12 protein-coding genes are annotated in these 12910 nt (G+C 72.7%); 2 read left to right on the forward strand and 10 right to left on the reverse strand.

Going from position 1 to position 12910, the window contains the following annotated elements; translation table 11 throughout:
• Positions 1-395 precede the first annotated feature (395 nt).
• Positions 396-2066 (forward strand): Na/Pi cotransporter family protein, encoded by a 1671-nt coding sequence (locus WD341_RS18615; RefSeq protein WP_368426991.1) that lies wholly within the window; start codon positions 396-398, stop codon positions 2064-2066.
• 64 nt (positions 2067-2130) lie between these two features.
• Here the strand turns inward: WD341_RS18615 and WD341_RS18620 are convergent, their stop codons facing one another.
• The 9 genes from WD341_RS18620 to WD341_RS18660 form a co-directional block, all read right to left on the reverse strand.
• A complete protein-coding gene (locus WD341_RS18620) occupies positions 2131-3450 on the reverse strand; it encodes an amidase family protein (RefSeq protein ID WP_368426992.1) in 1320 nt (439 codons plus the stop codon).
• A 21-nt stretch (positions 3451-3471) separates the two neighbouring features.
• On the reverse strand, positions 3472-4170 hold the full coding sequence (locus WD341_RS18625; protein ID WP_368426993.1) for a DUF2848 domain-containing protein: 699 nt from the start codon (positions 4168-4170) through the stop codon (positions 3472-3474).
• Between the two features lie 28 nt (positions 4171-4198).
• A complete protein-coding gene (locus WD341_RS18630) occupies positions 4199-5476 on the reverse strand; it encodes a TRAP transporter large permease (RefSeq protein WP_368426994.1) in 1278 nt (425 codons plus the stop codon).
• Positions 5473-6045: a TRAP transporter small permease subunit gene (locus tag WD341_RS18635; protein WP_368426995.1), complete on the reverse strand. Its 573-nt coding sequence runs from the start codon at positions 6043-6045 to the stop codon at positions 5473-5475. Before WD341_RS18635 ends, WD341_RS18630 begins: the two co-directional genes overlap by 4 nt.
• A 38-nt stretch (positions 6046-6083) precedes the next feature.
• A complete protein-coding gene (locus tag WD341_RS18640) occupies positions 6084-7142 on the reverse strand; it encodes a TRAP transporter substrate-binding protein (RefSeq protein WP_368426996.1) in 1059 nt (352 codons plus the stop codon).
• 49 nt (positions 7143-7191) lie between these two features.
• Positions 7192-8037, reverse strand: a complete 846-nt coding sequence (locus WD341_RS18645; protein WP_368426997.1) for a putative hydro-lyase — start codon at positions 8035-8037, stop codon at positions 7192-7194.
• A gap of 137 nt (positions 8038-8174) precedes the next feature.
• Entirely contained in the window at positions 8175-9068 is an 894-nt protein-coding gene (locus tag WD341_RS18650) for a LysR family transcriptional regulator (RefSeq protein ID WP_368426998.1), read from the reverse strand.
• Between the two features lie 94 nt (positions 9069-9162).
• A complete protein-coding gene (locus tag WD341_RS18655) occupies positions 9163-9819 on the reverse strand; it encodes an endonuclease (RefSeq protein WP_368426999.1) in 657 nt (218 codons plus the stop codon).
• Between the two features lie 237 nt (positions 9820-10056).
• Entirely contained in the window at positions 10057-11217 is a 1161-nt protein-coding gene (locus tag WD341_RS18660) for an acyl-CoA dehydrogenase family protein (RefSeq protein WP_368427000.1), read from the reverse strand.
• Between the two features lie 155 nt (positions 11218-11372).
• Between WD341_RS18660 and WD341_RS18665 the strand changes: the two genes are divergently transcribed.
• A complete protein-coding gene (locus WD341_RS18665) occupies positions 11373-12539 on the forward strand; it encodes a fumarylacetoacetate hydrolase family protein (protein ID WP_368427001.1) in 1167 nt (388 codons plus the stop codon).
• A 174-nt stretch (positions 12540-12713) separates the two neighbouring features.
• Here WD341_RS18665 and WD341_RS18670 read toward each other — a convergent pair whose 3' ends face one another.
• Positions 12714-12851: a hypothetical protein gene (locus WD341_RS18670; protein ID WP_368427002.1), complete on the reverse strand. Its 138-nt coding sequence runs from the start codon at positions 12849-12851 to the stop codon at positions 12714-12716.
• Positions 12852-12910: the final 59 nt, after the last annotated feature.

The following is a 12910-nucleotide window of genomic DNA, read 5'->3' on the forward strand; positions in this document are numbered from 1 at the left end:
CCGCCAGGCGCGTCCACGCTTGCATGGTTCGACAGGCTCACCATGAAGCGACGGCAGGGGTGGGTGCGGGTGTCGACCCTGTCTCCCGAACGCCTCCCCCGCGCGTTTCCAGGCCGCAGCGACCCGCCAGGCGCGTCCACGCTTGCATGGTTCGACAGGCTCACCATGAAGCGACGGCGGGGATGGGCGCGGGTGTCGACCCTGTCTCCGAACGCTTCCCCCGCGCGTTTCCAAGCCGCCGACCCGCCAGGCGCTTCCGTCGCTTCATGGTGAGCTTGTCGAACCATGCAAGCGCGAAGGACGCCGCCGCAGGGAACCCGGCCAGCCTTGGTGCGCTGTCTCATTGGGGAGTATTGTCTTCCCGAGTCGCTTCACAAGGAACAGCGCGCCCCCTCATGGACTTCTCGATCGCCCTCGTGCATCTGGCCGGCACCGTGGCGCTGCTGCTCTGGGGCACGCACATGGTGCGCACCGGCGTGCAGCGCGCCTTCGGCGCCAGGCTGCGCTCGCTGCTCGGCAGCGCCCTGCGCAGCCGCTTCACGGCCGTGCTCGCCGGCACCGGCGTGACCGCCGCGCTGCAGAGCAGCACCGCCACCGGCCTGATGACCACCGGCTTCACCGCGAGCGGCCTGGTCCGCCTGACGCCGGCCCTGGCGGTCATGCTGGGCGCCGGGGTCGGCTCCACGCTGATCGTGCAGCTGCTGTCCTTCGACGTCGCGGTCTTCGCGCCGGCGCTGATCCTGCTCGGCGTCGTCCTGTTCCGGCGCGACAACGGCTCCCACGTCCACGATCTCGGCCGGGTCTTCATCGGCCTTGGCCTGATGCTGATGGCGCTGCACCAGCTGCTGGCGCTGATGGAGCCCTACGAGCGGGCGCCGGAGCTGCGCATGCTGCTCGGCGCCCTGGCCGCCGTGCCGATGCTGAACCTGATCCTCGGTGCGGCCGCGGCCTGGATCGCCCACTCCAGCGTCGCGGTCGTGCTGCTGGTCATGTCGCTGGCGCTCAACGGCGTGATCGAGCCGCTCGCCGCCTTCGCCTTCGTCATCGGCGCCAACCTCGGCACGGCGGTCAACCCGCTGCTCGAGGGCGGCGCCGGCGACGACCCCAAGGCCCGGCGCCTGCCGGTCGGCAACCTGCTGATGCGCGCGCTCGGCGCGGTGCTGGCCATGGCCGCCCTGCAGCCGCTGACCGAGCTGGTCCTGGCGCTCGACCCGCAGCGCGCCGTCGCCAATTTCCACACGCTGTTCAACCTGGCGCTGGTGCTGCTGTTCCTGCCGCTGCTCGACCCCTTCGCGCGGCTGCTGGAGCGGCTGCTGCCGGACCGCAGCGCGGCCAGCGACCCCTCGCGCCCGCTCTACCTCGACAAGGCGGCGAAGCGGACCCCGGTGGTGGCGCTCGGCGGCGCCGCGCGCGAGGCGCTGCGGCTCGCCGATGTCCTGGAGGAGATGCTGCACGGCGCGCGCGAGGCGCTGGCCACGGGCGACCGCCGGCTGATCGCCGAGACCAAGCGCCTCGACGACGTGCTCGACGGCCTGAACAACGCGATCAAGTCCTACCTGACCTCGATCGACCCCGAGGGCCTCAGCGAGGCCGACCACCGCCGGCTCACCGAGATCCTGACCTTCGCCATGAACCTCGAGCAGGCCGGCGACGTCGTCGAGCGCAACCTGCTGCCGCACGCCGCCAAGCGGCTGAAGCGCGGCCTCGCCTTCTCCAAGGACGGCCTGGCGGAGCTGACCGGCATGATGGACCAGCTGATCGCCAACCTGCGCACCGCCGCCTCGCTGCTGATGACCGGCGACCGGCGCGCCGCGCGGCTGCTGGCCGACGAGAAGGTCGCCTTCCGCAGCGCCGAGTCGGCGGCGACCGAGGCGCACTTCACGCGGCTGCGCGCCGGGCGGCTCGACACCGCCCAGACCAGCGCCCTGCACCTCGACCTGCTGCGCGACGTCAAGCTGGTCAACTCGCACATCGTCGCCGCCGCCGCCTACCCCGTGCTGGAGCGCACCGGCGAGCTGCTGCCCAGCCGCATCGCCGCCGGCGGCCGGAGCGGACGCCCGGGCTGAGCGGACGCCCGGGCTGAGCGGACGCCCCGGCTGAGCGGACGCGCAGGCAGAGTCCGGGCCGGCCTCAGGCCGGCGGCGAGACCAGCAGGGCGATGCGCGCGGCGACGTCGAGGCAGGCCCAGTCGGCGCCCTTGGCCGCGGCGACCATCAGGCCGGTCGGCAGGGCTCCCGGCGCCTGCATCGGCAGCGTCGCGGCGCAGCCGTCGGCGAAGTTGATCGCCGAGGGATTGCGCAGCATCAGCGCGTTCAGCCGGTCGAAGTCCTGGGCCACGTCGTGGATCAACGGCGCCACGGTCGGCACGGTCGGCAGCAGCAGCGCGTCGACCTCGGCGGCCAGGGCGGCCCAGCCGGCCTGCGCCTGCTCGCGCAGGCGGTAGGCCTCGGCGCGGTCCTCGGCGCTCACCGTCTCGGCGAAGCGGATGCGGCCGAGCACCCGCGGGTCGCCGCTCGTCTCCAGCGCCGAGAGCCGCCCGGCGTGGACGGCATGGGCCTCGGTCGCGACGACGATGCGGTTGCACCAGCCGGCCTTCTCCAGGAAGGGCGCGGCGACCGGCTGCAGCACCGCGCCGGCGCGGGCCAGGATGCCGAGCGCGCGCTCGAAGTCGGCGGCGACCTGGCCGTCGAGCTCGCCCTGCAGCGGGCCGCCGAGCACGCCCAGGCGCAGGCCGCGCACGCCGGCCTCGCGGTCGAGCCGGCCGGGGGTGCCGGACAGCACGGCGTGGACCTCGGCGCAGGTCTCCACGCTGCGCGCCAGGGGGCCGATCGAGTCGTAGCTGCCGGCCAGGGGAAAGGCGCCCTCCAGCGGCACCGCGGCCTGGGAGGGCTTGAAGCCGGCGAGGCCGTTGAGCGCAGCCGGAATGCGCACCGAGCCGCCGGTGTCGGAGCCGAGCGCGACGTCGCTCAGGCCCAGGCCGACACCTACGGCCCCGCCGGAGGTCGAGCCGCCGGGGATGCGCCGGGGGTCGCGGCTGTTGCCGCAGGTGCCGTAGTGCGGGTTGAGGCCGACGCCGGAATAGGCGAACTCGGTCATGGCGGTGCGCCCGAAGGGCACCGCCCCGGCCTGGCGGAGCCGGCGCACGGCCTCGGCGTCGGCCTCGGCCGGCGGACTCGACAGCAGCTCGAGCGAGCCGGCGCCGGTGACCTGCCCGGCCTCGTCGAAGAGGTCCTTGATCGAGACCGTCAGGCCGTGCAGCGGCAGCGTCTCGCCGGCGGCGCGGCGGGCGTCGGCGGCCTCGGCCGCCTCCAGGATGCGCTCCGCGTCGAAGCTCGCGAAGAGGCGGCCCAGGGTCAGGGGCTCGAGGGCCGCGGCCTGCTCCAGGGCCGTCTCGGCCCGGCGGCGGGCGCTGAGGCGCAGGCGCTGCGCGCGGGGTGGCGGAAGCGGCATGGCGGGGACCTTCTCGTGGTGTCAGGAGACGTTCGGCAGGACCTCGACCCTATAGCTGCAGGCGATGCTGCGGTCGAGCCGCGGGTCGCGCAGCTCCATGTGGAAGGCGAGCGCCGGGCGCACGCCGCCGGAGATGACCGGGAAGGTGCCGCAGAGCATCATCGCGCCCGCCGCCATCCGGCCGCCGCCGGCCGCCACCGGCGTCCCGGCCAGCAGCTCGGCGAAGGGCCGGATGCCGGCGATCGTGCCCTCCTGGTAGAGGACGCGCGCTGCGCCCTCGGCCTCCTCGATCCAGGAGCGCAGCTCGAGCTGCTCCAGGTGCCCCGCGACCTCCTCGAAGCGCCAGGCCTGGCGCGCCACCGGCTTGGCGCAGATCTGCTTGGACAGCGCCACGGAGTAGGTTTCCAGGCTGCGGTCGGTGTGGTCGGAGCCGAGGCCGAGGTAGAGCGCCTCGCCGCTGTCGAAGAGCAGCGGCTCGACCTCGCCGGAGCTGCCGTCGCCGACGACCTGGATCGCCGGCGCCTGGGTGAAGGCCTGGGCCGAGACCCGGTAGTAGAGCGGCACGCTCGAGGGCCGCGGCACGCCGATCGCCGCCAGCTCCTCGATGTGGTGCTCGATGGCCGCGGGATCGCGCCCGGTCCAGCCGGCGATCACGCCCTGGCGCCGCTCCAGGCGCAGCCTCCCCTCCCCCTCGACCTCGAACTGAAGCTCGTCCGCCATCTTCGCGTTTCTCCCGTGGTTTGTTCGATCAGCCGCCGCCCAGCCAGAGCGCGATGCCCGGGAAGACGATCAGCAGGGCCGCCATGACCAGCATGACGGCGACGTAGGGGATCGCGCCGACCATGACCTCGGCGAGGTTGCCGCCCTTGCGCGCGCCCTGGACGACGTAGAGGTTGAGCCCGACCGGCGGCGTGATCAGCGCCATCTCGATCAGCAGGATCAGCAGGATGCCGAACCAGACCGGATCGTAGCCGAGCGCCAGCACGATCGGCACGACGATCGGGATGGTCGCGACCATCAGCGACAGCGTCTCGATGAAGAAGCCGAGCACGAGATAGAGCAGCACGATCGCCAGCAGCGTCCCGGTCGGCCCAAGCCCCAGGCCGGCCATCAGCTCGCGCAGGGCCTGGCCCAGGCCGGCCGAGGCCAGGGTGTAGTTGAGGAAGTAGGCGCCGACGATCACGAACATGATCATCGCCGTGACCCGGATCGTGCCGAGCAGCGCCTCGCGCAGCGCCGCGACGCTGAGGCCGCGCCGGGCGGCGGCGATCAGCATCGCCATGGCCACGCCCAGCGCCGCCGATTCGGTCGGCGTCGCCCAGCCCAGGTAGATCGAGCCGATGACGACGGTGAAGAGCAGCAGGATCGGCAGCAGGTCGGCGAGGCTCGCGATCCGGGCGCGCCAGCCGTAGCGCTCGCCGCCGCCGCCGAGCGCCGGCCAGAGCCAGCACAGGACGGCCGAGACGGCCATGAAGCCGAGCGCCAGCAGGAGGCCCGGCACCAGGCCGGCCAGGAACAGCTGCGGGATCGAGGTCTCGGTCAGGAAGCCGTAGACGATCAGGTTGATCGAGGGCGGGATCATGATGCCGAGCGTGCCGCCGGCCGCGATCGCGCCGGAGAAGAGCCGCGGGTCGTAGCCGAGGCGCCGGGCCTGGGGCATGGCGACCGTGGCGACCGTCGCCGCGGTCGCCACCGAGGAGCCCGAGGTCGCCGAGAACAGCGTCGCCGTCGCGATGTTGGCGTGGATCAGGCCGCCGGGCAGCCAGGAGAACCAGGTATCGAGCGCCCGGTAGGTACGCTCGGCGATGCCGGCGCGAACCAGCACCTCGCCGAGCAGCACGAAGAAGGGGATCGCGATCAGCAGCGAGGAGTCGGTCGCCGACCAGACGACCTGGCCGAGACCTCGGATCAGCGGGAAGGGCGAGAAGAAGCTGTCGACGCCGAGGCCGAGGGCGAAGAGCACGACGCCGACCGGAAGCGACAGGCCCATCAGCACCAGCAGCCCGACCGAGAGGCCGCCGATCATGGCTCCGCCTCCTCCTGCTGCTGCGCGCCGCCGATCTCCTCGGCCAGCGCGAAACGGCCGCCGAGCAGGGCGACCAGCAGGCAGCCGGCGAGCAGCCAGGCGGTGACGGCGAACCAGGCCCAGCCGCCGAGCCAGATCGCCTGGGGGATCCACAGCGGCGTCTCGAGCGGCGTGTTGGCCAGGGAGCCGCGCGCCAGGCTGGTCGCCAGCACCGACCAGGCATGCAGCGTGACCAGCGCCGCCACGGCCGCGACGCCGAGCAGCGCCAGGGCGTCGAGGGTCGCGCGGCCGGCCGGCGCCAGCCGGCGCTGGAGCAGGTCGATGCGCACGTGGGCGCGCTCGGCGAGCGCCCAGCTCAGGCCCCAGGTCGCGATCCCCGCCATGACGTAGCCGGAGATCTCGTCGGTACCGCCGAGCACGCCGCCGAAGGTCCGGCGCAGCGCGATCTCGACCAGGATCAGCGCGCCGGTCGCCAGGAGGACCAGGCCGCAGGCGATGGCGATCCTCCTGTTGACCGCCCGCGTCGCGGCGGCGACGCGGGCGACCAGGTCGCTATGGCGATCCGGCACGCCTCAGGGCCTCTCGCGGCGGTCCTCGGCGACCGGCCTCAGTCGATCGTCACGCCGACGACCGCGCCGACGCTGTCGCTCCAGCGCTGCGCCCACTCGGCGCCGGCACGCTCCTTCCACTCGGGCAGCACGGTCTCGCGCAGCACCCGGTTGGCGGTCTCGGTGTCCGCCTCCGAGGGTTCGACCAGGGTCATGCCCGCGGACTCGCCGGCCGGGCACTCGCCCTTGCCGGTCAGGCAGGCGATGTCGACCTCCAGGTTGCCGGCGGCGGCGTCCCAGGCCGCGGCCTCGAAGTGCTCGGCGATCTGACTCTGGATCAGCTCCTGGGTCGCCGCGTTCAGCGACTCCCAGCGCTCCAGGTTCATCGCCGTGACGACGGCGTCCCAGCCGCCGAGCGGCAGGGTCATGAGGTAGTCAGCGCTCTCCCACCAGCCGGCCGAGTAGCCGGAGCCCGAGCCGGTGATCGCGCAGTCGATGACGCCGCGCTCCAGCGCCCCCGGCACCTCGGAGAAGTCGACGTTGACGCCCGAGGCGCCGAGCGCCTCCAGGAACTTCGTGGTCATCCGGCCGGAGCCGCGCACCTTCAGGCCCTCGAGGTCCTTCAGGCCGGCGATCTCGGGCTTGCAGAAGACGACCTGCGGCGGATAGGGCGCGATCGCCAGCAGCTTCGAGCCGAAGCGATCGCGCATGATGTCCTCGACCATCGGCCGCGCCGCCTCGACCATGGCGCGCGCGTCGGCCGGGTCGGTCGCGACCAGCGGCACGTCCAGCCCCTCGAGCTCCGGCGCGTCGGCGACGGTGTAGTCGGCGACGGTCATGCCGACGTCGAACACGCCCTCGTCGAGCAGCCGGTACACGTCGCCGCCCTTGACGCCCATCTGGTCGAAGGTCGTCAGATTGACCGTGATCTTGCCGCCGGAGGCCTGGGGCAAGGTCTCGGTCCAGAAGGGCCGCTCGAACTGCTTGTGCAGCGGCAGGCCGCTCCAGCTGCCGACGACCGACAGCTCGACCTCCTGGATGTCCTGGGCCGCGGCGGGCGCCGCCAGGCCGGCGGCGAGCAGGCTCGCGGCGGAGAGGGTGATGAGGGTCCTGTTCATGTCGCAGCTCCTTCTTCTTGGGAAACGCATCGTTCTGTCTAAAGCCGCCCTAGGCCTTGAGGTCGGCCGGCAGGTCGGTGATCAGCATGTGGCCGGGGTCGTGGGTGATGGCGAGCTCGGGGCGCGCCCGGCCGATCGCCATCTGCGGGGTCACGCCGCAGGCCCAGAACACCGGGATGTCGCCCTCTGCGACGACCGGCGGGTCGCCGAAGTCCGGGGCCGAGAGGTCGGCGATGCCGATCCGCGCCGGGTCGCCAATGTGTACCGGGGCGCCGTGGGCCAGGGGGTACTGGTCGGACAGCACGACGGCGCGGATCGCGTCGGCCGGCGCGAAGGAGCGCAGGGAGACCACGAGCGGGCCACCGAAGGGCCCCGCCGGCCGGGTCTCGATCGCGGTCACGTACATCGGCACGTTGCGGCCGGCGTCGATGTGGCGCACCGCGATGCCGGCGCGCTGCAGCGCGTCCTCGAAGGAGAAGGAGCAGCCGATGGCGAAGGCGACCAGGTCGTCGCGCCAAGCCGCGGAGACGTCCTGCGGCGTCTCGACATGCCGTCCGTCGCGGAACAGGCGGTAGCGCGAGAGGTCGCGGCGCACGTCGAGGTCGCGGCCGAGGCGCGGCAGCATCGGGTCGCCGGCGTCGCCGACGTCGAGCAGCGGACAGGGCTTCGGATTGCGCGTGCAGTAGAGCAGGAAGTCGCCGGCCAGCGCGGCCGGCAGGATCGCCAGGTTCGCCTGCAGGAAGCCGGCGGCCAGGCCGCTGGTCTGGCCGCTCAGCTCGCCGTCGCGGATCTGGCGCCGCAGCGCCTGGGCGATCTCGGGGCTGCGGGCCGCGAAGCCCGCCTCGACCGGCCCGCCTGCGCGCGCCGCGGCCGCTGCCCGAACTCCCGGAGCCATCGAGACAGGCCTCCCCGACCGGGTGAAGAAGCGGCAAGCGTCCCAGACATCTATGTTCCCGCCAAGCGATCGAATAAATAAGTGATTGATCTTTCAACGAGATCAATCATGCGGCTTTCGACGATCACCCGTCTCGGTCATGAATCGGCCGCGGCCGCCGCGCGCGCAGCCGACACCAGGACCTCGGCCAGCCGGTCGTTGCGCCCCGGCAGGTAGGCGGCGACGAAGTCGAGCGCCTCGAGCCGCGCCGCCTCGACGACCCGCAGCTCCCGCAGAGCGCCGCTGGCCAGGTCGGCCTGGACCATGCGGCGGGGCAGCGTGCCGATGCCGAAGCCGTCGCGCACCAGGTGCGCGATGGTCGACAGCGAGGCGCAGCCGTGCAGCAGCGGTACCGGCAGGCCGGGATCCGAGAGCAGCCGCTCGATTTCCCGGTAGGGCGGCGTGCTCTTCGGGAAGGTCACGATCGGCCGCTGCGCCAGGTCCGCCGGCGCGAGCGGGCCCTCGGGGAGCGCCAGGCCCGGCGCCGCCACCCAGCAGATCTCGATGCCGCCGATGTCGAACTGCCGGGCCTCGGCGGGGACCAGCGGCCGCATCAGGATCGCGAAGTCGAGCTCGTCGCCGGCGAGCTTGCGGCGCAGCTCCGCCGAGGTGTCGACCGCGAGCTCGAAGCGCATCCGCGGCAGCGCGTCCCGTAGCTGGGTCAGCATCGCCGGCAGCCAGGTATGGACGACGGTCTCGGCGACGCCGATACGCAGCGTGCCGACCAGATCGGCGGTCGCCGCCAGCTCGTCGACGATGCGGTCGCGCGCCGCGATCAGGCGCTCGGCCTGTTCCAGGAAACGGCGGCCGGCGGCGGTCAGGCGCACGCCGCGCCCGGCGCGCTCGAACAGCTTGATGCCGAGCCGCTTCTCCAGGGCCGCCAGACGCGCCGATATCGCGGACTGGGCGAGCCCGAGACGCCGTGCCGCCGCCCGGAAGCCGCCGGCGCGCACCACCTCCCCGACCATCTCGACGTCGCGTATGCCGAACATGCCCCCGCCTTCCTCCGCCGCTGCAGGTTACCTGCCAGAGCCGCAGGCGGAGGTCGAGCAGGCTTTGTCCCGCGGGGCGGCAGCCCTCCGCCGCTCAGGAGACCTCCTGCAGCACCGCCTCGGTCTCGCCGGCAAGGTCGAGGCGGACCAGCGCGGCGAGCAGGCGCGGCAGGTCCCGGCGGCCGCCGGCGAGCCGGGCGAGGGCTTCGGCGTTCGCCTCGAGGCCGAGCTTGCCGGCGGCCTCGAGCGCCCGGCGGTCGGCGAAGGGGTAGAGCTCGTCCCAGGCGACCTGGACCTCGCGGAAGAAGACGTCGGCGCCGACCTCGCCGATACCCTTGAAGGCCTTCAGCAGATCCCGCTCGCGCCGTGGATCGCGCTCGGCCGCCTCGCGCAGCCGACGCAGGTCGCCGCCGTAGCGCTCGCGCAGCAGGCCGGTGGTATCGCCGATGTAGCGGGCGGTGCTCTCGTCGTAGCGCGCATAGCCGGCTCGATTCAGCACCCGGACCCGCTGCTCCCAGCTGGTCGCGGCCATCCGCTCCGGCGTCCGCCAGCCCTGCTCGAACAGTGCGGCGGCCGCCGCCTGCGCCTGGGCGGCGCCGATCCGCGCGCTGAACAGCAGGGACGCCAAGAGCCATTGATAGAGCGGCGCCGGCGTGTTCCTGGCGACCTGGATCTTCAGCTCCTCGGCATGACTCCTCGGGTAGCGCTCCAGCGCCGCCCGCACGACGTCGCGACCGCTTGGCTTGGCCATAGGATAGGCCTCCGTCCGATGCCCTCTGCCCGCCAACGGACGGGGCGGGGCAATGGTTTCCCTCTTGCGGGCAACTCTTGAAGGCGTCCGAATCTGCGCTTCGTGCCGAGCCTGTCGAGGTGCGTGAAGGCACCGGCGGGGACGTGGCACCGACGGGGTTTCCACGTCCCTTGACCAAGCTCGGGACGAAGCAGGGGAAGGTGCCGGGGTCCCCCTCGTCGGCGCGCGGCCTGCGCCTCAGTAGGAGCGCGGCAGGCCCAGCACGTGTTCGGCGAGGTAGGAGAGGATCAGGTTGGTCGAGATCGGCGCCACCTGATAGAGCCGGGTTTCGCGGAACTTGCGCTCGACATCGTACTCCTCGGCGAAGCCGAAGCCGCCGTGGGTCTGCAGGCAGGCGTTGGCGGCCTCGAAGGAGGCGTCGGCGGCGAGCAGCTTGGCCATATTGGCCTCGGCGCCGGGATTGCCACCGGCCTCGTAGAGCCGCAAGGCCTCGCGCACCATCAGCTCGGCGGCCCGCATGTTGGCGTAGGCCCGCGCGATCGGGAACTGCACGCCCTGGTTCTGGCCGATCGGCCGGCCGAAGACCTCGCGCTCGCGGGCGTAGGCACCGGCCTTCTCGATGAACCACTTGGCGTCGCCGACACACTCGGCGGCGATCAGGATGCGCTCGGCGTTCATGCCCGAGAGGATGTAGCGGAACCCCCGCCCCTCCTCGCCGACCAGGTTCTCGGCCGGCACCTCCATGTCCTCGAAGAAGACCTCGCAGGTGTTGTGGTTCATCATCGTGCGGATCGGCCGGATCGTCAGGCCCTTGCCGAGCACGCTGCGCATGTCGACGATGAAGGTCGAGAGGCCCTCGGTCCGCTTCGCCGCCTGGTCGCGCGGCGTCGTGCGCGCCAGCAGCAGCATCAGGTCCGAGTGCTCGGCACGGCTGGTCCAGATCTTCTGGCCGTTGACGACGTAGCGGTCGCCCTCGCGCCGGGCCGTGGTGCGCAGCGCCGTGGTATCGGTGCCGCTGCCCGGCTCGGTGACGCCGAAGGCCTGCAGGCGCAGCTCGCCGCTGGCGATCTTCGGCAGGTAGGCCTGCTTCTGCGCCTCGCTGCCGTGCCGCAGAACCGTGCCCATGACGTACATCTGCGCGTGGCAGGCGGCGCCGTTGCAGCCCTGGCGCTGGATCTCCTCGAGGATCGCGGCGGCCGCCGAGAGCGGCAGGCCGGCGCCGCCGTAGCTCTCGGGGATCAGCGCGGCCAGCCAGCCGCCCTCGGTCAGGGCGCGCACGAACTCGGTCGGATAGGCCCGCTCCGCGTCGAGGCGGCGCCAGTAGTCGCCCGGGAAGTCCGCGCAGAGTCGGGCGACGGCTTCGCGGATCTCGGGGTAGGTCTCGGGCGAATCGGTCATCTCGGTACGCTTGCTCCTGATCGGTCCCGCTGGCGACGCAGCCCAGGCTCCAGGTCTTGCGGCCTGTCGCTCCGGCCCGCGCATTGCTAACGTCGCGGTGCGCGCCCGGCAACGCCCGCGGCCTCGATCACGACCTCAAGGGGGGACAGACGCCGATGCTCGAGATCACCAGCTTGCTCCCCGAGGACGCCGCCGAGGCGGCGCTCTGCGGCCGCGTCTGGCGACCCAGCCTGGATGGTCCCTCGCTGGTCGCGATCCGGCCCGAGGGCGTCTTCGACGTCACCGCGGCCTGGCCGACCGCCAGCGCCCTGGCGGCCGAGAGCGACCCGGCGGCGGCCCTGCGCGCCTGCGCCGGCGAGCGCATCGGCGAGCTGGCGCCGATCGCCGCCAACACGCCGCCGGACGGTCGGGATCCGCAGCGGGACTGGCTGCTGGCCCCGATCGACCTGCAGGCCATCAAGGCGAGCGGCGTCACCTTCGTCGTCTCGCTGCTCGAGCGGGTCATCGAGGAGCGGGCGCGCGGCAACCCCAAGGACGCCGCGGCGATCCGCGACCAGGTCGAGAGCCTGGTCGGCGGCGACTTGGCGAGGCTGGCGCCGGGCTCGCCCGAGGCCATGGCGCTCAAGGAGACGCTGGTCGCCCAGGGCCTGTGGAGCCAGTACCTGGAGGTCGGCATCGGTCCGGACGCCGAGATCTTCACCAAGGCGCAGCCGCTCTCGGCGGTCGGCAGCGGCATGGACGCCGGCCTGCACCCCGCCTCGACCTGGAACAACCCCGAACCGGAGGCGGTCCTGGTGATCGCGCCCGACGGCCGGCCGGTCGGCGCGACCCTGGGCAACGACGTCAACCTCCGCGACTTCGAGGGCCGCTCGGCGCTGCTGCTCGGCCTTGCCAAGGACAACAATGCCTCCTGCGCGATCGGCCCCTTCCTGCGCTTCTTCGACGCCGACTTCTCGCTCGACAGCGTACGCCGGATGGACGTCGCGCTCGAGGTCGAGGGCGAGGACGGCTTCCACCTGGAGGCCGTCTCCTCGCTGTCGAAGATCAGCCGCGACCCCGCCGACCTGGTGCGCCAGGCGATCGGCCCGAACCACCGCTACCCCGACGGCCTGGTGCTGTTCCTCGGCACCATGTTCGCCCCGGTCCAGGACCGCGACACGCCGGGCGGCGGCTTCACCCACAAGAGCGGCGACCGGGTGACGATCTCGGCGCCGCAGCTCGGCGCCCTGGTCAACCGCATGCGCCCGGCCCCCGAGTGCGAGCCCTGGCGCTTCGGCGCCGGCGCCCTGATGCGCAGCCTCGCTCGGCGCGGGGTGATCTGAGCGATCCGCGGGACCCGGGGGGTCCTGCGGGCGGCAACGCGCGCGACGGGCGAGGAGAGGCCTGTCTTCCGCGGAGACGAAAAAGCCGCCCTCACGGGAGGGACGGCTTGAAGCGGAGCGAGACGGACCGGAGGCCGCCGCGAGGAAAGGCGCCCTGGGATGCGAGCCGAAGGTTCAGAAGATCAGGGCGAAGAAGCCGATCACGACCAGAAGGCCGATCAGGAAGATGATTCCGATGGTGCCGCCGAGAAATTTCAGCATTCGTCGCTCCGTTTGCGGTTCGGCGGCCGTCTCCGGAAGGAAGCCGGCCACCCTGGAGAATCGGCCGCCCGCGGTTTCCGGTGGCTGCGGGCGCCCTATCGCCAGAACGC

The sequence above is a fragment of the Tistlia sp. genome, from assembly GCF_040905785.1.
Lineage (GTDB): Bacteria > Pseudomonadota > Alphaproteobacteria > Kiloniellales > DSM-21159 > Tistlia.